22 protein-coding genes are annotated in these 19,675 nt (G+C 63.1%); 14 read left to right on the top strand and 8 right to left on the bottom strand.

Annotated features, from left to right (window positions below; all coding sequences use genetic code 11):
• Positions 1 to 156 precede the first annotated feature (156 nt).
• The 9 genes from QRN59_RS07385 to QRN59_RS07345 all read left to right on the top strand — a co-directional run bounded on the left by QRN59_RS07385 (position 157) and on the right by QRN59_RS07345 (position 7,553).
• Positions 157 to 711: an RNA polymerase sigma factor gene (locus QRN59_RS07385; protein WP_284981865.1), complete on the top strand. Its 555-nt coding sequence runs from the start codon at positions 157 to 159 to the stop codon at positions 709 to 711.
• A complete protein-coding gene (locus QRN59_RS07380; RefSeq protein WP_284981864.1) occupies positions 708 to 1,511 on the top strand; it encodes a hypothetical protein in 804 nt (267 codons plus the stop codon). Before QRN59_RS07385 ends, QRN59_RS07380 begins: the two co-directional genes overlap by 4 nt.
• A 12-nt stretch (positions 1,512 to 1,523) precedes the next feature.
• On the top strand, positions 1,524 to 1,949 hold the full coding sequence (locus tag QRN59_RS07375; RefSeq protein WP_284981863.1) for a CoA-binding protein: 426 nt from the start codon (positions 1,524 to 1,526) through the stop codon (positions 1,947 to 1,949).
• A 70-nt stretch (positions 1,950 to 2,019) separates the two neighbouring features.
• The gene (locus QRN59_RS07370; protein ID WP_284981862.1) at positions 2,020 to 2,862 is read left to right on the top strand and encodes a polysaccharide deacetylase family protein; all 843 of its coding nucleotides are present in this window, start codon (positions 2,020 to 2,022) and stop codon (positions 2,860 to 2,862) included.
• A gap of 43 nt (positions 2,863 to 2,905) precedes the next feature.
• Positions 2,906 to 3,307: an MmcQ/YjbR family DNA-binding protein gene (locus QRN59_RS07365; RefSeq protein WP_284981861.1), complete on the top strand. Its 402-nt coding sequence runs from the start codon at positions 2,906 to 2,908 to the stop codon at positions 3,305 to 3,307.
• Between the two features lie 81 nt (positions 3,308 to 3,388).
• Positions 3,389 to 4,018 carry a hypothetical protein gene (locus QRN59_RS07360; protein WP_284981859.1) on the top strand — a complete coding sequence of 210 codons (630 nt, stop codon included), beginning with the start codon at positions 3,389 to 3,391 and terminating at the stop codon, positions 4,016 to 4,018.
• A gap of 210 nt (positions 4,019 to 4,228) precedes the next feature.
• Positions 4,229 to 5,638, top strand: coding sequence for an N-acetylglucosamine/diacetylchitobiose ABC transporter substrate-binding protein (gene ngcE, locus QRN59_RS07355; protein WP_284981858.1), 1,410 nt, complete (start codon positions 4,229 to 4,231; stop codon positions 5,636 to 5,638).
• Between the two features lie 5 nt (positions 5,639 to 5,643).
• Positions 5,644 to 6,660, top strand: coding sequence for a carbohydrate ABC transporter permease (locus QRN59_RS07350; protein WP_284981857.1), 1,017 nt, complete (start codon positions 5,644 to 5,646; stop codon positions 6,658 to 6,660).
• Positions 6,660 to 7,553 (top strand): carbohydrate ABC transporter permease, encoded by an 894-nt coding sequence (locus QRN59_RS07345; RefSeq protein ID WP_284981856.1) that lies wholly within the window; start codon positions 6,660 to 6,662, stop codon positions 7,551 to 7,553. The genes QRN59_RS07350 and QRN59_RS07345 overlap by 1 nt, the downstream gene beginning before the upstream one ends.
• 101 nt (positions 7,554 to 7,654) lie before the next feature.
• Here QRN59_RS07345 and QRN59_RS07340 read toward each other — a convergent pair whose 3' ends face one another.
• Positions 7,655 to 8,512 (bottom strand): DUF1206 domain-containing protein, encoded by an 858-nt coding sequence (locus QRN59_RS07340; RefSeq protein ID WP_284981855.1) that lies wholly within the window; start codon positions 8,510 to 8,512, stop codon positions 7,655 to 7,657.
• 81 nt (positions 8,513 to 8,593) lie between these two features.
• On the opposite strand from QRN59_RS07340, the gene QRN59_RS07335 reads away from it, so the two are divergent.
• Positions 8,594 to 8,887 carry a DUF503 domain-containing protein gene (locus QRN59_RS07335; RefSeq protein ID WP_284981853.1) on the top strand — a complete coding sequence of 98 codons (294 nt, stop codon included), beginning with the start codon at positions 8,594 to 8,596 and terminating at the stop codon, positions 8,885 to 8,887.
• 72 nt (positions 8,888 to 8,959) lie between these two features.
• On the opposite strand, the gene purL is transcribed toward QRN59_RS07335, so the two are convergent.
• From purL to purS, 3 genes are read right to left on the bottom strand one after another with little or no spacing between them, the layout of a single operon-like run.
• Positions 8,960 to 11,278 (bottom strand): phosphoribosylformylglycinamidine synthase subunit PurL, encoded by a 2,319-nt coding sequence (gene purL, locus QRN59_RS07330; protein ID WP_284981851.1) that lies wholly within the window; start codon positions 11,276 to 11,278, stop codon positions 8,960 to 8,962.
• Positions 11,275 to 12,030 (bottom strand): phosphoribosylformylglycinamidine synthase subunit PurQ, encoded by a 756-nt coding sequence (gene purQ / locus QRN59_RS07325; RefSeq protein WP_284981850.1) that lies wholly within the window; start codon positions 12,028 to 12,030, stop codon positions 11,275 to 11,277. The genes purL and purQ overlap by 4 nt, the downstream gene beginning before the upstream one ends.
• A gap of 1 nt (position 12,031) precedes the next feature.
• On the bottom strand, positions 12,032 to 12,283 hold the full coding sequence (purS, locus tag QRN59_RS07320) for a phosphoribosylformylglycinamidine synthase subunit PurS (protein ID WP_028265707.1): 252 nt from the start codon (positions 12,281 to 12,283) through the stop codon (positions 12,032 to 12,034).
• Positions 12,284 to 12,625: 342 nt separating this feature from the next.
• Here purS and QRN59_RS07315 point away from each other — a divergent pair, with 342 nt between their 5' ends.
• From QRN59_RS07315 to QRN59_RS07305, 3 genes are all read left to right on the top strand, one after another.
• The gene (locus QRN59_RS07315) at positions 12,626 to 12,811 is read left to right on the top strand and encodes a hypothetical protein (RefSeq protein WP_059388516.1); all 186 of its coding nucleotides are present in this window, start codon (positions 12,626 to 12,628) and stop codon (positions 12,809 to 12,811) included.
• 136 nt (positions 12,812 to 12,947) lie between these two features.
• Complete coding sequence (locus QRN59_RS07310; RefSeq protein WP_284981849.1) at positions 12,948 to 13,238, top strand: DUF1540 domain-containing protein; 291 nt, start codon at positions 12,948 to 12,950, stop codon at positions 13,236 to 13,238.
• Positions 13,239 to 13,518: 280 nt separating this feature from the next.
• On the top strand, positions 13,519 to 16,692 hold the full coding sequence (locus QRN59_RS07305) for a S8 family serine peptidase (RefSeq protein ID WP_284981848.1): 3,174 nt from the start codon (positions 13,519 to 13,521) through the stop codon (positions 16,690 to 16,692).
• A gap of 123 nt (positions 16,693 to 16,815) precedes the next feature.
• Here QRN59_RS07305 and QRN59_RS07300 read toward each other — a convergent pair whose 3' ends face one another.
• From QRN59_RS07300 to QRN59_RS07285, 4 genes are read right to left on the bottom strand one after another with little or no spacing between them, the layout of a single operon-like run.
• On the bottom strand, positions 16,816 to 17,187 hold the full coding sequence (locus QRN59_RS07300; protein ID WP_284981847.1) for a serine protease inhibitor: 372 nt from the start codon (positions 17,185 to 17,187) through the stop codon (positions 16,816 to 16,818).
• Positions 17,184 to 18,227: a 3-methyladenine DNA glycosylase gene (locus QRN59_RS07295; protein ID WP_502871036.1), complete on the bottom strand. Its 1,044-nt coding sequence runs from the start codon at positions 18,225 to 18,227 to the stop codon at positions 17,184 to 17,186. The genes QRN59_RS07300 and QRN59_RS07295 overlap by 4 nt, the downstream gene beginning before the upstream one ends.
• Positions 18,124 to 18,693, bottom strand: a complete 570-nt coding sequence (locus QRN59_RS07290) for an SSI family serine proteinase inhibitor (protein WP_284981845.1) — start codon at positions 18,691 to 18,693, stop codon at positions 18,124 to 18,126. Before QRN59_RS07290 ends, QRN59_RS07295 begins: the two co-directional genes overlap by 104 nt.
• A 16-nt stretch (positions 18,694 to 18,709) precedes the next feature.
• Positions 18,710 to 19,213 (bottom strand): MarR family winged helix-turn-helix transcriptional regulator, encoded by a 504-nt coding sequence (locus QRN59_RS07285; protein WP_284981844.1) that lies wholly within the window; start codon positions 19,211 to 19,213, stop codon positions 18,710 to 18,712.
• Positions 19,214 to 19,337: 124 nt separating this feature from the next.
• Here QRN59_RS07285 and QRN59_RS07280 point away from each other — a divergent pair, with 124 nt between their 5' ends.
• Entirely contained in the window at positions 19,338 to 19,547 is a 210-nt protein-coding gene (locus tag QRN59_RS07280) for a hypothetical protein (RefSeq protein ID WP_284981843.1), read from the top strand.
• Positions 19,548 to 19,675 lie beyond the last annotated feature (128 nt).

The following is a 19,675-nucleotide window of genomic DNA, read 5'->3' as shown; positions in this document are numbered from 1 at the left end:
CGGGAGAGGCAAGCCTCCGGAACCGAAGGCCGGTCCTTGGGCACAGCGGGAGCAGCGGTTAAGCTAGGTGAGGTTGCCCGGCCCTGCGGCGTTTGGGCGGTACCGAGGATCTCGCTTGGATCCGGACATTCGCTCCCCAACGAAAGCCACGCTTCAGTGACCGACCCCTTGACCGATGCAGCATTGCTGGCCCTTCGCGGCCGGGAGGCTGAACTGTTCAGCGCCGTCTACCAGGCCTTTGCGGGCCAGGTGCTCGGCTACCTTACAGCAAAAGGTGTTTCGGATCCCGAAGCTGTCACCCAGGACGTCTTTCTTGCCGTCCTGCCGCGCGTTGAGACGATCACGGGCGGCGTCAGCGGTCTGCGGACCTTTGTATTCTCGGTGGCCCACGCCCGGATGGTGGATGACCACCGTCGGCAAAGCAGGGCGCCCGAGCACCACGAGTTTGAACCTGAGCGTGACACGCGCCAATCGAGTTCGGCGGAAGCCGAAGCGATGGACCGTGTGGCGCCCGGCGAAGTCATGGCGCTGCTGGATCTTCTTCGGGAAGATCAGCGGGAAGTCCTGACGCTTCGCATTGTTGCCGGTCTGACTGTGGACCAAGCAGCCGAAATCATGGGGAAAAGCCAAGGCGCAGTCAAGCAACTGCAGCGCCGGGCGTTGAATGCACTCCGCGAGCACTCGGTAGTAAAGGAATACGTGGCCCCATGATGCGTTGGGATTGCAAGGACATTGACCGCGACGCGATCATCCTCGAGCTCATGCTTGAGGCTGGCCTCACGGGCACCCCCGAACTCACGGATTCGTTGAGAGCACTGGAATCGTTTGCGTCCATGCCGGCGCCGGTCCCAGGGCCCGCACTCGCGGCGATGCTGGCCGGCTCGGCCGTGGGTGACACCCCTCCCTGCGACGAGCTCGGGAAGCAGCGCCGGTTGCGCAAGCATCGCCCCGTCGTGATTGGTGCCGCCGTCCTGACCGCCATGGGCCTGGGGGTTGGTGGCGTTGCGGCCGCGAATGGCGGATTCAGCAAGGGAACCCCGGAATTCATGCAGGTCCTCATCTCTGGCTGGGCGCCCGCTTGGACCACTGCTCCGCCTTCGCTCGTACCTCCAGCCCCCGCCCAGGACTCCCCGAAGGTTGCGACACACCCGGCTCCCGTCGATCTGTCGCCGGCCGCGCGTCCAGTGGAAGGCTCTTCGGCGGACCCGGTAGCCTCCGCTCCGGCCAGCACCGGTAATGCGGCGAGCCAACCGCTTGCTCCGGTGAACGTTCCCGCCCCCGCACGCCAGCCAAGCGACGGACTGCCCGAAGCGCCGAAGGCAGTGCACACCGAGCCTAAGACCGACTCGCAAGGAGTCCTTCCGCAGCCCAAAACTGCCATCCCATCCACCCCGACGGCGGAGGACCTCCAGAACGGCGTTCAGCAAGCAGCCGAGAACGCCCAGGACGGCGTGTCCCTGAAGCCTGCCGGGACGTCGCTGCGTTGGCTCCTTGGACTGCTATCCCGCTAGTAGGCTGGAGTTATGACACACGTCAACGATCCGGCAGTCATTGACCGGCTTATGCGAACAAGGGGCCGCTGGGCAATCGTGGGACTTAGCACGAATGAGTGGCGCTCGGCGTTCGAAGTGGCTCTCTACGTTCGCGACACCATGGGCATGGAGATCATCCCGATCAACCAAAAAGGCGAAGACGTCCACGGCGAAACCGGGTACAAATTCCTTGCCGACGTGCCCTTCGAGAAGCAGCCCATCGACGTCGTCGACTGCTTTGTGAACTCCTCGCGCGTCGGCGCGGTAGTGGACGAAGCGATTGCCGTGGGAGCGAAAGCCGTGTGGCTCCAGCTTGGAGTAATTGACGAGGATGCAGCGGAGCGGGCCAAAGCTGCGGGCCTGGACGTTGTGATGAACGCTTGTCCCGCACAGATGGGCTGGCGGAGCGGCATCTAGCGTCGCTTTCTGTTAACCGGCCGCTGGTATGTTCCAGGGGACAAGCACCCCTCCGAGACCAGGAAACCCCATGTGTGACGACCACCCCTCCACCGCCAGCCGACGCACCGCGCTCGGTTTCCTCGGGGCTTCCCTTGTGGCCGGGCTGGGGGCATGCGCGCTCCCGGGAAACCCGTCCGCAGAAAGCCCGACGACGGCTCCCCGCACGGCGGACCCCACACCGTCGTCGTCCGCAAGCACCGCGATGACTCCAACACCAAGCCCCGCGGGCCCCGGGCGACTCAGGAACCCCTTCGTCCCGGACTTCACCCTGCCGCCTATCCAAGGCGGACTGGCTCCCGTGATCACCAAGATCCCGACCAAACATCCCGTGGTGTTCCTCACGATCGACGACGGACTGGTCAAGTCCCCGGAAAGCGTGCGCCTCCTCAAGGAGAACGGCTACCCGGCCACACTGTTCCTGACGAGCAACACTGTCCGCGACAACCCTGGATTCTTCAAGGCGTTCATGGCGCAGGGGAGCCTGGTTGAAAACCATACGGTCAGCCACAACGTCAACATGACCACGCAATGGAGCTACCAGCGTCAGCTTGACGACATCGCGGGTATGCAGGATTTTGCCGTCCAGCAGTACGGCCGCAGGCCCACCCTGTTCAGGCCTCCTGGAGGTGCCTATTCGACGGCCATGCGGCAAGCCGTGGCAGCCGCCGGTTTGAAGGCCATCATTACGTGGGAGGCCAAGGCCAATGCCGGGCGCATGGACTACCAGTACGGCAATTCCCTCCGGCCCGGCGACATCGTCCTGATGCACTTCCGCCCCGAATTCGCGGCGGACTTCGAGGCATTCCGTTCGGCGCAGGTGGCTGCCGGCCTGGAAGTGGTGCTCCTCGAGGACTTCCTGGACGTTGCGTGAGGCGCTCGGTCCGCTGATCGTCGTACTCCGCTAGTCTCGCTACATGGACGCTGCCACACTCCGCCAAATCTGCCTTGGCTTCCCCGGGACCTACGAAGACTTCCCGTTTGGCCCGGAAACGTCGGTTTTCAAAGTCCGGTCCGCCGTGTCCGGTGGATCCAAGCAGGAGGGCAAGATGTTCGCCGCCTCTGCCTTGGACGACCACAACCTGGCGGTGAGCCTCAAATGCGATCCCTCCCTGGCCGTGCAACTTCGCTCGGCCCATCCGGAAATCACGGGCGCCTGGCACATGAACAAGACGCACTGGAACGGCGTGCGCCTGGACGGCGCCCTCCCTGACTCCATGGTCAGGGACATGGTGGAGGACTCCTATGACCTGGTGGTTTCCTCGCTGAGCCGCAAGCAGCAGGAGCAACTGGGCTGGGCCCGGCTCGCCAAGGACTGACACGCGGGCCCCGTCTGCTGCTTCGGCTAGATTGTGAGTGGACCGCACCTTCCCAGCCTCAAAGCAATCAGGAGGAGCCAGATGCTGGAACAAACGACCCTCGATGAGCTGTGGAATTTTGAGGACCCTGCGTTGTCGGAAGCCCGCTTCCGCGAAGCCATGACGGATTCTGCCTACGATGCCTTTGAACGGGCCGAGCTCGCAACCCAATTGGGCCGGGCCATCGGCCTGCAGGGCCGCTTCGAGGAAGCGGATGCGCTCCTGGACGGAATCGACGCCGAAGAGGAACCGACCGTTGCGGTGCGGATCCTCCTGGAGCGCGGCCGCCTGCTCAACTCCGCCGGCCACCCTGCCATGGCTGTTCCGCTGTTTGAGCAGGCCGCCGAGATGGGAGACCTCCTGGGCGAAGATTTCCTCGCCGTGGACGCACTTCATATGCTGGCCATCGCGGACTCCGGCCACCAGGAATCATGGACGCGCAGCGCCCTTGGATACGCCTCCGCCGTCGAGGATTCGCGCACCAAGCGGTGGATGGTTTCACTGCACAACAACCTCGGTTGGGCGATGTACGACGACGGGCGGCGCACCGAGGCGATGGTCGAGTTCCAGCTTGCCGAACAGTGGGCTGAGCGGGTAGGAACCGAGCAACAGCAGCAATGGGCGCGCGAGGCCATCGCTCAGTGCGCAAAATCCCTGAATTTACGGGGCTAAACCACCCAAGTGGCCCCTCCTGGGTGGCTGGCGCGTCAGATCACATTTTGACAAAAGTTGATTGAAACTGCCCTCAAATATTGCTTTTCAATCACTCGTGGTGAAGTATGTCACACGAAGGGCGCGTCGCAGCGGCGGTGCCCGGACCGATCGACTGCCGGCCGAGGCGCCGTCAGAGTTCGGTACTACGAGTCTCTGGAGGGTTTTAGGATGAACGTTCAGCAGCAGTCCTTTGCACGTCGCGGTTTCCTCCGCGGCGCGCTCGCCGCGGCCGTGCTTGTGCCGTTGGCCGGCTCGATGGCCTCCTGCGCAGCCGGTGGCGGCGGAGGAACCACCGGTCCTACGGGCACCGTTTCAGATACGAATCCGTTCGGTATGGCAGACAAGTCCACCGTTGACGCCGTGATTTTCAAGGGCGGGTATGGAATCGACTACGTTGACTTCGCGGGGAAGGGCTTCGAAAGCGCACATTCAGGTTCCACCGCCAAGATTTCCCCGTCCACGGACATCGCGCAGGAACTCCAGCCGCGATTCGTCGGAGGCAACCCGCCGGACCTGATCGACAACTCCGGTGCCAAGGCAATCGGCTTCAGCACCATCTTGGCCCAGCTTGAAGACCTCACCAGCGTGGTCGAGGCCAAGAACCTCGAAGGTAAGGTCATCAAGGACACCCTCTACGCTGGAGTGCTCGCCCCGGGTACTTTCAATGGCAAGCTGGCGGCCCTGAACTACGTGCTGACCGTTTACGCCATGTGGTACTCGGATTCATACCTGAAGGACAACGGGTGGACCGTGCCGAAGACCTGGGATGACATGTACACCCTTGGCGAGCAGGCCAAGGCCAAAGGCAAATACCTGTTCGTCTGGGGCAAGGAAGCCGCCACGTACTACCAGGAGATGGCGATCGCTTCCGCCATCAAGGAAGGCGGCAATGACGTTCGCCTCGGCCTTGAAAACCTGAAAGCGGACGCCTGGTCCCACCCGGCCATCCAGAGCGTCTTTACCGCCCTGAACAAGATCGTCAAGGCGGGCCACTTCAAGCCAGGTGGCTCGGGTACGCAGTTCACCGCAGCGCAGGCGCAGTGGAGCAACGCCCAGGAAGCCGTGTTCTACCCGTCCGGCTCGTGGATAGAAAACGAGATGAAGGACCAGACCAAGTCCGGATTCAAGATGACCGGCGTACCGGTTCCTACTGTGACCTCGGGATCCAAACTTCCTTACGAGGCAATGCACAGCGCTTCCGGCGAGCCCTTCGTTGTTCCGTCCCAGGGCAAAAACGTTGCTGGTGGCAAGGAATTGCTGCGTGTCATGCTGTCCAAGGATGCTGCCACCAACTTTGCCAAGACCAAGCTGGCCCCCACCATCGTCAAGGACACCGTTCCCGCCGATGGCTTCGGTTCCACCGCCCTGGTTTCCCAGACGAAGCTGCTCAGCGATGCTGGATCGAACATCTTCACGTGGAACTTTGTTGACCTCTACGGGATGAACAAAGACCAGTTGGTTGTGTGGAACACATTCCTGGATGGAAAGTCCGACGTCGCCACCCTGACGTCGGACCTGCAGAAGATCACCGACAAGGTCCGCAACGACAGCTCGGTCACGAAGATTGAAGTGAAGTGACTTTAGTGAAAGCAAAAACACTCCGGAATGGCGACGGTGCGTCCGCCGTCGTCGTTCCGGATACCGCACCATCCGTCTACAAGAGGCGGCGCAAGCCCCTGACGTTCGACAAGATCAGCTTCTTTGTGGTCTTCCTTGGCGTACCCCTGACCATCTACATCCTGTTTGTGATCTGGCCATTCATCCAGGCCTTCGGCTACTCCCTGACTGACTGGTCGGGGTTCTCACCCAAGCAAAACTTCATTGGCCTTCAGAACTACCAGAAGCTCTTTACGGATGACATCTTCATGAAGGCCATGGGGAACAACATCCTGTTGGTCATCTTCCTGCCCATCATTACCATCATCCTCAGCCTTGTACTCGCAACCTTGGTAACCGTGGGGGGCAGCAGCAAAGGCCAGATCAAGGGCTTGCGCAACTCCAGCTTCTACCGGGTTGTCTCCTTCTTCCCCTACACGATTCCGGCAATTGCCATCGGCATCATGTGGGGCCAGATCTACGATCCTTCCGGAGGCCTGCTGAACGGCATCCTCACATCCCTGGGCATGGACCAGTTCAAGTCCTACGCCTGGCTCGGCGACAAGAACACCGCCATGATCGCCACGATGTTCGTGATCGTGTGGGGCTTCATCGGCTTCTACATGGTGCTGTTCGTCGCGGGCATCAAGGGGATCCCTGCCGAGCTGTTTGAGGCGGCCAGGATTGACGGGGCCGGGCGTTTCCGCACTGCCGTGTCCATCACTATCCCGCTGATCCGGGACAATATCCAGACCGCCTACATCTACATGGGAATCCTGGCGCTGGACGCCTTCGTCTACATGGCCGCCCTGAACTCCGGCGGTGGCCCGGACAACTCCACCTTGGTGATGTCCCAGCAGCTCTTCTTCACCGCTTTCACGAAGGGCCAGTTCGGCCTGGCTAGCGCCATGGGCGTTGTGCTCGCCGTAGCCACCCTGATTTTCTCCGGCCTTGTGTTCCTGGTCAACAGGCTCACTGGTGGCGACAAGGATGTGTCCCTCTGATGACTACCAAAATTGCCAGCCAGGAAATGAAATCCCTGCATTTCAACCCCCGCAAGCCGGCCATGACCACGGGGGACCGGGTGGTGGGCGCCGTTTCGCACACGGCCCTCAGCATCTGGTCACTTATCGTGATCCTGCCACTGCTGTGGACTTTCATGTCCTCCTTCAAGACGTCCAGCGAGATCTTCGCTTCGCCGTTCGCCTTGCCCTCGCAGTGGCGTTTCGACAACTACGTCCGGGCATGGACCGAGGCCGGAATCGGGAGTTACTTCCTCAACTCTGTGATCGTCGTGGGGTCCGCTTTGGTGATCGTCATGGTGCTAGGCGCCATGTGTGCCTACGTCCTGGCGCGTTATGTCTTCTTCGGCAGCAAAGCGATCTACTACCTCATGCTTGCCGGGCTCACCTTCCCGATCTTCCTCGCCATGGTGCCGTTGTTCTTCGTCATGCGGAACATCGGCTTATTGAACACTTTGCCGGGCCTCATCCTCGTGTACGTTGGCTTCGCGCTGCCGTTCACGGTGTTCTTCCTGTTCTCCTTCTTCAAGTCGCTTCCCCACGAAATCACCGAGGCGGCTGCCTTGGACGGGGCGGGTGAGTGGCGGACGTTCTTCCAGGTCATGTTGCCGATGGCCAAACCGGGACTCGCTTCCGTTGCCATTTTCAACTTCCTGGGCCTGTGGAACCAGTTCCTGATTCCGGTGGCCATCAACGCGGCCGGGCCGCGTGTGCTGTCCCAAGGACTGGCCGCCTTCGCTGGCCAGATGGGTTATGCCGTGGACTTCGGCGCCCTGTTCGCTGCCGTCACGGTCACCGTGGTTCCGGTGCTGATCGTCTACATCATCTTCCAGCGCCAGCTTCAAGGATCCGTGTCGCAAGGCACGTCCAAGTAGCACGACCAAGCTAAATAAGCGCCCGACGGCGGTTCCCACCCTAGGTGGGGGCCGCCGTCGGGCTTTTTTGCGCGGGCCGTGCCAACCTGCGCGGGCCGTCGTCAGAGCCGCTGGTAACGGGAACGGAACAAGGAGTAGACGCCGTAGGCCATGAGTCCGAGGCTGACGAACCCGAGCACCCACCCGCCAAATGGTTGTTTCAGGAAGGCCTTGAGCGCCGAATCGAGGCCCCCTTGTTGGGAGGGGTCGTGCGCCGCTGTGGCGATCAGGATGAGCAGGCCGACGGCGCCGAGGGCCACCCCTTTCGCGCAATAGCCCACCACGCCCAGCACCGTAAACGCGTCTCCCAAGGCCCCGGACGGCTTTCCCCTCAGGTTCTTTTCGTACTTGCGTGTGATCCCCAGGAAGACGTACGTGCCGGCTGCCGCCAGCAGCGCCACCCCGATGATCACCAGGAGGACGGTGCCGGGAGTGCTGGACATGAGGTCTGCGCTGGTCGTACGGGATTTCTCGCTGCTGCTGCTTGGACGGCTGAGCGCAAAACTGCCGAAGGTCACCGCGGCCACAGCGAAGACGATCGCCTGCCCGGCCGCCTTGAGCCGGTTCATCCAGGGCTTCGAGCTGCCACCCCCGCTCCACCCCATCACGGCGTCGCTCGCCATGTAGAGCGCGAGGACACCGCAGGCGATCAGCCCCGCCCACAAAAGGACGACTCCGCCAGGCGTGGCCGCCATCTGGCCGACCGCACCGCTTTGGTCGGCTTGGCCGGATGCGCCCAGCGCAATCCCTAGGGCGATAATCCCGATCAGGAGGTGTATCAGCCCCAAGGCCACGAAGCCGGCCCGGGCCACTACCCGGACGGTCGGTGAATCCTTGGCGTCGTCTACGGCGTCTCCCACCGAATCGGCGCCCCGGGATACTGCATTGCCGGCCTTGTTCGTATGATCGTCAGCGCCCATGGAGCTCCTTTGGTCTGCCCTCATCTTGCCACCGTGGGCTCCGAAGCGGGAGGGCGCGCGACTACTGGATACGATGGGCGCATGTGGATCGCGTGGATCGAATTCGATATCCTCCTCGGCGAGGTGCACAGCCTGAAGGAGAAACGTTCCCTGGTGCGGCCGCTGATCGCCGAGTTGAAACGGCGTTTCGAGGTCTCTGCCGCCGAGACCGGGCACTTGGACCAGCATCGCCGTGCCCTCATCGGCGCAGGCGGAGTGGCAGCAGACCGGGCGCATCTCGTGGAGGTGCTCGACGCCGTCGAACGCTTTGTTGCCGCGCGCCCCGAACTTGAGCTCTTGAGCGCCCGACGCCGGGACCTCCACAGCGAAGACTGAAAACGAACAACGCGGGGTCACTTACGGCCCATCCCGAGGGGATTCTTGGGCCGTAAGTGACCCCGCGTTAAATTAGCCGAAGTACTTCGGCAGTGTGGCCTCGTGGGCTTCACTAAGAGCGTCCAAGGAGAGCTCGTCCACGCCGTTGATCTCCAGCTTGCCGCCGGCAGCGTCGACGACGCCGATCCGGAGGTGGGCGAAGCCGCGGGCGGTGCACATGTCCTTGAAGCGTATTTCCTCGGAGCGCGGAACGGACACGATGGCCCGGCCCTGGGACTCGGAGAACAAAGCGGTGAACAGGTCCACGCCGTCGCGCTCCACGAGTTCGTCCAGCGCAATCCGGGCGCCGACGCCGTAGCGCAGTGCGGACTCCACCAGCGCAGCGGCAAGGCCGCCCTCGGAGAGGTCGTGCGCGGCGTCGATCATGCCGTCGCGCGAAGCGTTGATGAGGATTTCGCCCAGCTGGCGCTCCATGGACAGGTCAACCTTCGGCGGCAAGCCACCGAGGTGTCCGCGCAGGTTGGACCATTCCGAGCCGTCCAGTTCCGCGGCCGTGGTGCCCAGCAGGTAGATGGCCTGGCCGTCTTCCTTCCAGCCGGACGGGGTGCGGCGCGCGACGTCGTCGAGCTTGCCCAGAACTGCAACCACAGGGGAGGGGTGGATCGGCACGGTACCCGTCTGGTTGTACAACGAGACGTTGCCACCGGTGACCGGGACGCCCAGCTCCATGCACGCGTCCGATAGTCCACGGATGGACTCGGCCAGCTGCCACATGACGTCGGGATCCTCGGGGGAACCGAAGTTCAGGCAGTCGCTGACGGCCATCGGGACCGCGCCGGAGGTGGCGACGTTGCGGTACGCCTCGGCAAGTGCCAGCTGTGCGCCGTGGTACGGGTCGAGGTAGGTGTAGCGGCCGTTGGCGTCGGTGGCCAGGGCCACGCCAAGGCCGGTTTCCTCGTCCACGCGGACCACTCCGGCGTCGTCCGGGAACGCCATGGCGGTGTTGCCGCCGACGTAGCGGTCGTACTGCTTGGTGATCCAGGCCTTGCTGCACATGTTCGGCGAAGCAATGAGCTCGGTGATGGCAGCGGCCAGTTCCCCGGAGGTGGAGGGGCGGCCTGCGTCCTGCACGGAGCCCGTGAAGGTATCGGCCTGGACGGAATCCTGCCATGAGGGGCGGGCAAACGGGCGGTCGTAGACCGGACCGTCGTGGGCAACGGTGCGCGGGTCGACGTCGACAATGACTTCGCCTTCCCACGTGATGATCAGGCGTCCGGTATCGGTCACTTCACCAAGCCACGAGTACTCCACGGCCCATTTGTCCATGACAGCTTCGAACGCGGCGATGTTCCCAGGGGTGACGACCGCCATCATGCGTTCCTGCGACTCGGACATCAGGATTTCGCCCGGGGTCAGCGTGGGGTCGCGGAGCAGCACGGAGGTCAGCTCAACCTGCATGCCGCCGTCGCCGTTGGAAGCGAGCTCGGACGTGGCGCAGGAGATGCCCGCGGCGCCGAGGTCCTGGATACCCTCAACCAGCGAACCCTTGAACAGCTCCAGGCAGCACTCGATGAGCACCTTTTCGGCGAAGGGGTCGCCTACCTGGACAGCGGGGCGCTTGGAGGGCTTGGTGTCGTCGAAGGACTCCGAGGCCAGCACCGATGCGCCGCCAATGCCGTCGCCGCCGGTGCGTGCACCGAAAAGGACTACCTTGTTGCCCTTGCCGGAGGCGTTGGCCAAACGGATGTCTTCGTGGCGCATGACGCCGACTGCCAGCGCGTTGACCAGAGGGTTGCCCTGGTACACCGAGTCGAACACCATTTCGCCGCCGATGTTCGGCAGGCCAAGCGAGTTGCCGTAGCCACCAATGCCGGCAACGGCACCGTGCATGACGCGGGCCGTGTCCGGGTGGTCGATGGCGCCGAAACGCAGCGGATCCATCACTGCCACCGGGCGGGCGCCCATGGAGATGATGTCGCGGACAATGCCGCCGATGCCGGTTGCGGCACCCTGGTAGGGCTCCACGAACGACGGCGAGTTGTGGGACTCGATCTTGAACGTCACGGCCCAGCCGTCGCCCAGGTTGGTGACGCCGGCGTTTTCGCCGATGCCCACGAGCATGTCCTTCTTCATCTCTTCGGTCACCTTTTCGCCGAACTGGCGCAGGTGGTTCTTCGAGGACTTGTAGGAGCAGTGCTCGCTCCACATGACGGAGTACATGGCGAGTTCGGCGCCGGTGGGGCGGCGGCCCAGGACCTTCACGACCTCGTCGAACTCGTTCTGCTTGAGGCCGAGTTCGGCCCAGGGGAGCTCGGTGTCCGGCGTCTTGGCCGCGTTCTCGACGGTGTCGATGTTGAACTTCTTGCCGACGGTTTCAGCTGAGGTAGTCACTGTGCGCCTCCCACGATCTTGTTCAGGACGGAGGTAAAGAAGCCCAAGCCATCCGTGCCTGCGTTGGACTCCGGGCCGAATCCTGGCTCCACCGCGTGCTCCGGGTGCGGCATGAGGCCCACCACGTTGCCGGCGGCGTTGCTGATGCCGGCGATGTCGCGGCGTGAACCGTTCGGGTTCCAGCCGACATAGCGGAACACGACGCGGCCCTCGGCCTCAAGGGCGTCCAGGGTCTTGTCGTCGGCGATGTACTGGCCATCCTGGTTCTTCAGCGGAACCGTGATTTCCTCGCCGGCCTCGTAGTCCGAGGTCCACAAGGTCTTGTTGTTCTCGACCCGCAGTACCTGGTCGCGGCACAAGAACTTCAAGTGGTCGTTCTTGATCATGGAGCCAGGGAGCAGGTGCGACTCGGTCAGGATCTGGAAGCCGTTGCAAATACCCAACACAGGCAGCTTGGCGTCGCTGTTGGCAGCATCGATGATGCGGGACATCAGCGGAGCGAAGCGCGAAATCGCGCCGGCGCGCAGGTAGTCGCCATAGGAGAAACCGCCCGGGATGACGACGGCGTCCACGTCGGCGAGGTGGGTGTCCGCATGCCAGAGCGCGACGGCGGTGCCGCCTGCGAGGCGTACCGCACGGGCGGCGTCGCGGTCGTCAAGGGTGCCGGGGAACGTGACGACGCCGATTTTGGCGCCGAGCAAATGGGGTTCGACGGCCACAGGGGCTCCGCCGATCAAAGGAAGTTCAGTCATGTCAGGCCTCGACGACCTCGACGTTGACGACGTCTTCGATCACCGGGTTGGACAGCAGGGTCTCGGCGGCCTCGCGGGCCTGGGCGAGGATGGCGTCGGTCACCTCGCCGTCGACGGTCAGTTCGAAGCGCTTGCCCTGGCGGACTGCGCTAAAGCTGGTAAAGCCGAGGCGGGGCAGTGCGCCCACGATGGCTTTCCCCTGAGGGTCCAGAATCTCGGGCTTGGGCATGACGTCGACGACGATCCGGGGCATCCGGTAACTCCTGTGCGTGAGCGTTGGTTAAACCTTGGTTAAAGGCTGCCGCGGAGTGGTGCCGTCTCACGCCGGAACTGCCTCCAAACAGTGTTCAGCAACAGTGTTTAACGGCAGTGTCTTACGGAATAAGGGGGGCGCTCCGCGAGCTTGCATGCCCATTCTACCGGCCAAATCGCTACATACCCTATTTGCGGGAGATCGGTGAAGAGGCCCCGTGGGGCCTGCCAATTCGCGGCGGCGCCCGGCCGACGTCGGGGGTTTTCAATGCCCGGCGGCTGCTCTGGGCACTGAACGACGGCGGCTCTGGCCGGGGGTGGTTTGCGTCACTAGGATTGCGGCATGGCCGAGAACGCTAAGTCGATGGTTTTGCCCGTGGTCCTTGCCGCTGTTTTTGCTGGCCTGGGGAGGATGGTTTTCCAAAGGATCATGGCAGACCGGGCTGCGCGGGAAAACCGTATTTCCGTCCCGCCGGATGCTTCGACAAGGGCCAAAATCAGCGACGCGTTGCGAGGGATCCATTCTTAGAGCGGCCCGGGCCGCTGGTACCACCTGGAGCGCAATAGGGTACGCGCAAATGCGCTAATCATCCGGGTTAAAGGCGCGTATTCGGGAGTAGCTTGGAATTGCTGTCAAGGAAATTCCCCGTCCAACAGGAGGAGCAATGACCGAACACGTCGCCGAAGTGTCCGCATGCAGCGTTGGCAGCTGCGGATTCAACCATCATGGCTGCACCGCGTACGGGATCACGATCGGCGGAACCGCGGACCACGCATGCTGTGCCACCTTCATTGACACCGCGCTTATGGGAGGACTCCCCAAAGTCCTGGCGCATGTGGGTGCCTGTCAGCGCTCGGAATGTACCCACAACAACAACCTCATGTGCGAGGCCCACGATGTCCGGATCGGCCCCGGTGCCGAAGCGGCTGATTGCTTGACGTACCAACACGCCTGAGGCGTCTTTCAGCCCGCCTTCGTCATCAATATCTGAATATCCGCACAGCGGGCACGTCCCTTCCGACGGGGGCGTGCCCGCTGCTGCGTGCGGATGTATTCTGATGCCGAATGACATGACAAAAAACGTGAAATGTGTCCTATGTCATATTCAGCTATCACTCTGTACTCTTTGAATCGGCTGGGCTTTACCTGATTACAAGAACTGTCAATCGGTGTCCATCCTTAGTTGATTGATCTTGACATGACCGCCACGATCGCCCGGAAAGGTGCAATCACTCGTGAATTCACAAGGAAAGAGCTTCATTGGAAGCGGGGGGCTTCGAAAAGCTGCGGCGTTGGCCGTCGGACTACCGGTTCTGCTCTCCTCGGTGGCATTGACACCCGCCCAGGCTGCGCCCGCTTCCGGCTCGACGGTCTTCGGATCAATGGCCGCGGGGGTTGCCCGGAATGTCGACCCCAAGTCTTATCAGGATGGCCGCTACGTGGTGGTGCTGGCAGAGAAGCCAGCGGCCACTTACGACGGCGGCACGCCCGGCTATGTGCCCACTAAGCCGCAAGCCGGCAAGAAGCTGGATGTCGGCAAGGCCGAAGTGAAGCAGTACCAGGCCCACTTGCAGCAGAAGCAGCAGGACGTGGCCAAGCAGCAGAGCGTGAGCATCAATCGCGACTACACCACAGCCATCAACGGCTTCAGTGCCACCCTTTCCGCAAACCAGGCCGTCAATCTCGCGAAGAACCCCGATGTTCTCCTCGTGGCCCCGGACACGCAGTCAGCTCCGGACTACTCCACCACCGATTTCCTCAACCTCAGCGGACCGAACGGCGTGTGGAATACCCAGTTCGGCGGCCAGGACCAGGCCGGCAAGGGCACTGTGGTGGGCGTTATCGACACCGGCTACACGCCCACAAGCAAGTTCTTCGCCGGCGATCCCGTCCAGCCGCTTGTCGGCGACCCCCAGGTGGGCGTCCCGTACCGCACGAGTGACGGCAAGATCGCCATGCTGAAGGCCAACGGAGATACCTTCATAGGCGAGTGCCAGAAGGGCACCGACACCGGGGCGGCCTTTGACGGAACTGCCTGCAATTCCAAAGTCCTCGCCGCCCACTATTTCGCAGATGCCTTCCTCCAGACGGTTCCGCCAGCCCAACGGGCACCCCATGAACAGATCTCGCCCATCGACGTCGTGAGCCACGGTACGCACACGGCCAGCACCGCCGCAGGCGACTCCGGTGTGGAAACGTTCGTGGATGGCCGCAGCTTCGGCAAGACCAGCGGCGTGGCACCAGCTGCCAAGCTCTCGATCTACAAGGTCTGCTGGGAAGACACCGACCCCAATTCGGGCGGCTGCTATAGTTCCGCGGCCATCGCCGCCATTGACCAGGCTATTGCGGACGGCGTGGACGTCCTGAATTACTCCATTTCCGGGGCTACGGACACCACCACCGACCCGGTCTCGCTGGCGTTCCTCTCTGCCGCGTCAGCCGGCATTTTTGTGGCAGCGTCCGCCGGTAACTCGGGTCCGCAGGCCAGCACCGTCAACCACGGCGCACCCTGGATGACCACGGTTGCGGCTACTTCCTTCTCGCAGGAGCTCCAAGGAACCGTCGAATTCTCCGACGGCACCAAGTTCCGCGGAGCGAGCATCATGAACCACCAGGTGAGCGGGGCCGGCGTCGTGCTCTCCGCAAACGCCGCCTCAGGAGCCGGTAACGCAGCACTCTGTGCGCCGGGGTCCCTGGACCCGGCGAAAATCGCCGGCAAGGTTGTGGTGTGTGACCGTGGGGTGGTTGACCGCGTCGCCAAGAGCGCCGAGGTGCTCCGCGGAGGCGGCGTGGGCATGATCCTCGTGAACCTCACCAGCTCCTCGTTGGACACGGACAAGCACGCAGTGCCCACCGTCCACGTGAATCCTCCGGCCTCGCAGGCTATCAAGGACAAGGTCGCGGCCAACCCGGGAATTACCGTTTCCCTGGTTGACCACGACACCACCGGGCTTCCGCTCGAGGCCCAGCCGCAGATCGCCGGATTCTCCTCCCGCGGCCCGCTCCTCGCCACCGATTCAGACCTCCTCAAGCCGGATGTCTCGGCTCCCGGCGTTGCTGTGCTGGCAGGTGTTTCGCCGATCGGCAGCAACGGTGATGAGTACGGATTCATGTCCGGTACCTCCATGGCGTCCCCGCACATTGCAGGTTTCGGAGCCTTGATCCTGGCGAAGAATCCCGATTGGTCACCGGCGATGGTCAAGTCGGCCATGATGACGACGGCGAGTGACGTCAGGCTGGCCGACGGAAGCAAGAACCAGGACGTCTTCGCCACGGGCGCGGGAGAAATGAACCCTGCCAGCGTGCTGGAACCGGGCCTGGTCTACGATGCCGGAACCGAGGACTACCTGAAGTTCATCCAGGGCACTGGCGTCGATCTCGGCAAGCCGGGACTCGGATCGACACTGCCGCGCGACATGAACCTTCCGTCGTTCGCCCTGGGTAACCTCGCGGGCAAGATCGAGGTCACGCGCACCGTCACGGCCTTGACCCCGGGGCAGTACCGGGCCACAGTCGATGTCCCTGGCGTTGACGTGAAGGTCACCCCGTCCGTGCTTAACTTCAACGAAGTCGGCCAAAAGAAGACCTTCACAGTGACCTTCGAAAACAAGAGCGGCGCACTGGGTACTTTCGCGATGGGATCGTTGAAGTGGGAAGGTGCCAACAAGTCGGTGGTCTCCCCGATTGCGGTCCGTCCGCAGTCGGTGCTGGCCTCCAAGAGCGTCGCCTTCTCGTCCCAGCAGGCAAGCGGATCGGCGGACCTCAACGTCGTCTCCGGTTCCGACTCACCTACGGCTGTGACCGTTGACGGTCTTTCCAAGGCTGATTCCTCGGCGGCGGAGCTTGTTCCTGGTCCTGTGGCTGTAGCGAACAATGCTTCGAACTTCGTCAAGACCGCCACGGTTGCCCCCGGAACGGCGTTCGCGAAATTCTCGGTGATTTCCTCCGATTCCACCGCCGATTTCGATCTTTATGTTCTGTCGCCGTCGGGTCAGTTGTTCACGGCAGCGACGCCGAGTGCCAGTGAGTCGCTCTCGCTCGACAACCCGGAACCCGGGACGTACACGATCATCGCGAACCTGTATGCCAGCCCCAACAACCGGCCCACCAAGGCCAGTGTTGATGCCGCGATCCTGGGCGCAAACCAGGGCAACGCCACGGTGACGCCCAACCCGATCAACATGAAGAACGGCAAATCCGGGAAGCTCACCTTCGCGTGGAACAACCTGACGCCTGGCTCCTACATCGGCCGACTCACCTTTGCGGGCACCAGCTCGCCGACGTTTGTGTCCGTCCTGGTCTCGGCAAACGGCAGCGTGTCCGTCGCGCCGAAGGATGACCAGGAAGGCCAGCACGGCAAGGGCAAACTGCGGAATGAAGGGGAGGACCAGTCAAACAACGCGCTTTAGTGCGGCAGTGATGGTCTGACAGATATGCAAGGCAGCGGCCGGCAGGATATCCCGCTGGCCGCTGCCTTGTTATATGTGAGCGAGCGTCCGGCTCGGGGGAGTTATTTGTGAGCGAGCGTTGGGCTAGATGTTTCCCGTGGAACCTGCCACGCCGCCGAGGAGTGCGGCCATGGTTCGCCAACGGGCGATCTCGCAGCCGTCCGTCCGGCTGAAGCGGCTGCTGACTTCGCGACCGCGGAACCGGCCCGTCACCAAAGCCACTTGTGGACCGCCGTATTGCTGGGTGCAAATGCGGTCCGGCCGGGGAACCGGAAAGAAGATCTCTTCGCCGAATTGCTCGACGGCGGCAAGCGCCGCGCGGGGGTCCGGAAGGGTTGAGCCTTCGGAGACTTCGCCGCCCGAGCCGAGCAAGACGAACTCGTAGTCCACGGCGCCTGGTGCCTCTGTCAGCGTGATGGTGAGTTCGACGTCGTACTTTCCATTGCTTGAAGTCATCGCTGTCCTTCGTGAGACGGTGTTTGTGCCAGGATCTCCAGGAGCGGCTTCACTTCGTCGAGGACCCGCGCACGTAGCGCTTGGGCCTCGGCAGCGAATGCCCTCTGATACTCAACGTACTCGGCCTTGCCTTGCGGCGTCTCGATCCTGATGGCCGGATATCCCCACTCTTCAAGGTCGTAGGGCGAGGCCTGCATGTCCATGGCCCGGATCCGCCAGGACAGTTCGAAGCAGTCCATCACCAGCTCGCTCGGCAGGGCCGGCGTCAGTTTGTACGCCCATTTGTAGAGGTCCATGTTGGCGTGCAGGCACCCGGGTTGCTCCATGGTGCGCTGGTTGTCCCGCGTAGGCGCGAGCTCGTTGAGCGGGATGGCGTCCGGAGTGTAGAAACGGAAGGCGTCGAAGTGCGAGCAGCGGATCCGGTTGTCTTCCACCACGGTGTCTGTGCCTCGGGAGCCTAGCCGCAGCTTGAGGTACTCGTGGCGAAGATCGAACTTGTCCTGGCGGTAGACCATGGCCCACTCGTGCAGTCCGAAGCAACCAAACTGGGCGGGCCGCGCAACGGTTCCCGCGAGGATGATGCCGGCGAAGCGGACGGCCTCGGTGCGGTCGGCCGCGAACTTGCGGCGATCGAAGCTGACCGCGACGGTACCGGCGGGCAGGCCCGCGGCCGCCAACGCGCCGTCGTCGAGCGCTTTGTAGTACTTCCACCCGGTCCTCTCCGCCGCTTTGGGGCCGGAGAGGACGACGCCGTCGCCCGGGTGCCAGCGCAGCAGCTGGCCGGGCTTCTGGGTGTAGTAGGTGAAGAGGAAATCTTCCACGGGGTGCTTCTGGCCTGCGGAGCGCCGGGCCAAGTACGGCTTGGCATAGTGCCCGACTCGTTCGTGGTGGGCAGCCTCCAGCGCGAGCCATTTCTCTTGCGGGAGGTGCCTGTAGTTAAGCTCCGGCACCGCTCGAACCAAGGATGTCGGCGACGGCGGCCCAGGCGGAGATTTCGCAGCCGTCGGTGAGTTTGTAGGAGGACTCGACGCCCACGCCATCAACGGCCCCGGTGACTATTGCCGTTTGGGGCCCGCCGTAACGCTGGTCGCACATCTGCTCGCTGGGGCGGGGCGTGCGCGTAAGCAGGGCCGGGTTCTTTTTCAGGGCTGCGCACGCTGCGGCTGCGGTGGGGTGGTGGCTTTCCGCAGCGGGGACGCCGCCGGTGCAGACGAGCGTGTAGCTCTCAGGGGCTGCCGTGGGGGAGAGCTTGACGATGATGGAAAGCTCGGCATCTCCGCGGCCGGGGGAGCTGGGCGCGGTGGGGGAGAACGAAGGAGTCGGTTTGCCGCTGGGAGACGCTGTTTCGTCAGGCAAAAGCCCGGTGGGACTGCTCGACGGCGAGGACGACGTGCTGCTGCCAGGCGCCGAACTGCTGGGCGAACCGCCCCCGGGGCCGGGCGTGCAGGCGGCAAGACCAGCGACGGCGACGACGGCCAGCACAGACTGGACTATTCGCAGGCGCATGGGGGTTCTCCTTGATTTATGCCAGTTTATCGCCCGTACCGGCAGTCGGGTGTTGAGTGGCCGCGATGAGCCCGGTCATCGCCCGGTGAAGTTCCGCAACTTCGGCCCGGCTGAGTTGGAGCCGCTCCATGATGGTTCCCGGCACGGACGTCGCCTGTTGCCTGAGGGCGGCGCCGGCTTCGGTCAAGGTAATGGCGAGGGACCGTTCGTTTCCGTGGATGCGGTTGCGGGTCACGAATCCCGCTTCTTCGAGCCGGCGCAAGATGGGTGAAAGGGTAGCTGGCTCGTGCAGGAGTGTCTCGCTGATGTCCTTGAGCGTGCGCGGGCTGCGTTCCCACAAGGCGAGCATCACGAGGTACTGCGGATGGGTCAGCCCCATCTTTTCTAGCACCGGCTTGTAGACGCCCACCACGCTCCGCGACGCCACCGTCAGGGCGAAGCACAATTGACGCTCAAGCAAAAGGTCGTCTTCCGGCCGGGCGGTGGTTTCGGCGGCAATGGGTGTGCTTGCGGCAGTCATGGCTTGCTCCGTTCCGTGTCGGCGACTGGTTTGTGCCGGTCGATAGTTAGTGCACTAATTGTTAGTGTACTATTAAACCACAGCATCCTTTTGAGAGAGGGTAGACCAGGTGGCCAAAGAGACCATGACCCAGAGATTCATGCGTGCAACCGGCAAGCTGCGGATAGTTTTCGGTCCGGCGCACAGCAGTTCCCTGGATCATGAAATGACCGAGGAGAACAAGCGCCTCCTCGCGCGGCGCCAGGCCGAAGCGCAGCAGTGGGAGACGATCCGCCGGCCGGATGGCAGCACCTACGTGGTCCCCAAGAACCCGGACGACAAGTCCCTTCGCTAAAGGCTCCTGCCTCTTAGCGATCGACGCCGACCCGGGCCTTTTGCGGGTTCCGGGCGTAAAATTGGCCTCACTGGAACCACTCAGCTCCAACCGCATGGCTGGACCTCGCAGCGGGGAAGGAGGTGGGA

This window comes from Arthrobacter sp. efr-133-TYG-118, assembly GCF_030209755.1.
GTDB lineage: Bacteria > Actinomycetota > Actinomycetes > Actinomycetales > Micrococcaceae > Arthrobacter.
Note: the sequence above shows the minus strand (reverse complement) of the source record. Positions and strands in the feature narration are given on the sequence as shown.

Coding starts and splice junctions, on each gene's coding strand:
- QRN59_RS07380 (WP_284981864.1), top strand. CDS start 708: ATGATGCGTTGGGATTGCAAGGACATTGACCGCGACGCGATCATCCTC.
- QRN59_RS07375 (WP_284981863.1), top strand. CDS start 1,524: ATGACACACGTCAACGATCCGGCAGTCATTGACCGGCTTATGCGAACA.
- QRN59_RS07370 (WP_284981862.1), top strand. CDS start 2,020: ATGTGTGACGACCACCCCTCCACCGCCAGCCGACGCACCGCGCTCGGT.
- QRN59_RS07365 (WP_284981861.1), top strand. CDS start 2,906: ATGGACGCTGCCACACTCCGCCAAATCTGCCTTGGCTTCCCCGGGACC.
- QRN59_RS07360 (WP_284981859.1), top strand. CDS start 3,389: ATGCTGGAACAAACGACCCTCGATGAGCTGTGGAATTTTGAGGACCCT.
- ngcE (WP_284981858.1), top strand. CDS start 4,229: ATGAACGTTCAGCAGCAGTCCTTTGCACGTCGCGGTTTCCTCCGCGGC.
- QRN59_RS07345 (WP_284981856.1), top strand. CDS start 6,660: ATGACTACCAAAATTGCCAGCCAGGAAATGAAATCCCTGCATTTCAAC.
- QRN59_RS07340 (WP_284981855.1), bottom strand. CDS start 8,512: ATGGGCGCTGACGATCATACGAACAAGGCCGGCAATGCAGTATCCCGG.
- QRN59_RS07335 (WP_284981853.1), top strand. CDS start 8,594: ATGTGGATCGCGTGGATCGAATTCGATATCCTCCTCGGCGAGGTGCAC.
- purQ (WP_284981850.1), bottom strand. CDS start 12,030: ATGACTGAACTTCCTTTGATCGGCGGAGCCCCTGTGGCCGTCGAACCC.
- purS (WP_028265707.1), bottom strand. CDS start 12,283: ATGCCCCGGATCGTCGTCGACGTCATGCCCAAGCCCGAGATTCTGGAC.
- QRN59_RS07315 (WP_059388516.1), top strand. CDS start 12,626: ATGGCCGAGAACGCTAAGTCGATGGTTTTGCCCGTGGTCCTTGCCGCT.
- QRN59_RS07310 (WP_284981849.1), top strand. CDS start 12,948: ATGACCGAACACGTCGCCGAAGTGTCCGCATGCAGCGTTGGCAGCTGC.
- QRN59_RS07300 (WP_284981847.1), bottom strand. CDS start 17,187: ATGACTTCAAGCAATGGAAAGTACGACGTCGAACTCACCATCACGCTG.
- QRN59_RS07295 (WP_502871036.1), bottom strand. CDS start 18,227: ATGGCGTGGGCGTCGAGTCCTCCTACAAACTCACCGACGGCTGCGAAA.
- QRN59_RS07290 (WP_284981845.1), bottom strand. CDS start 18,693: ATGCGCCTGCGAATAGTCCAGTCTGTGCTGGCCGTCGTCGCCGTCGCT.
- QRN59_RS07285 (WP_284981844.1), bottom strand. CDS start 19,213: ATGACTGCCGCAAGCACACCCATTGCCGCCGAAACCACCGCCCGGCCG.
- QRN59_RS07280 (WP_284981843.1), top strand. CDS start 19,338: ATGACCCAGAGATTCATGCGTGCAACCGGCAAGCTGCGGATAGTTTTC.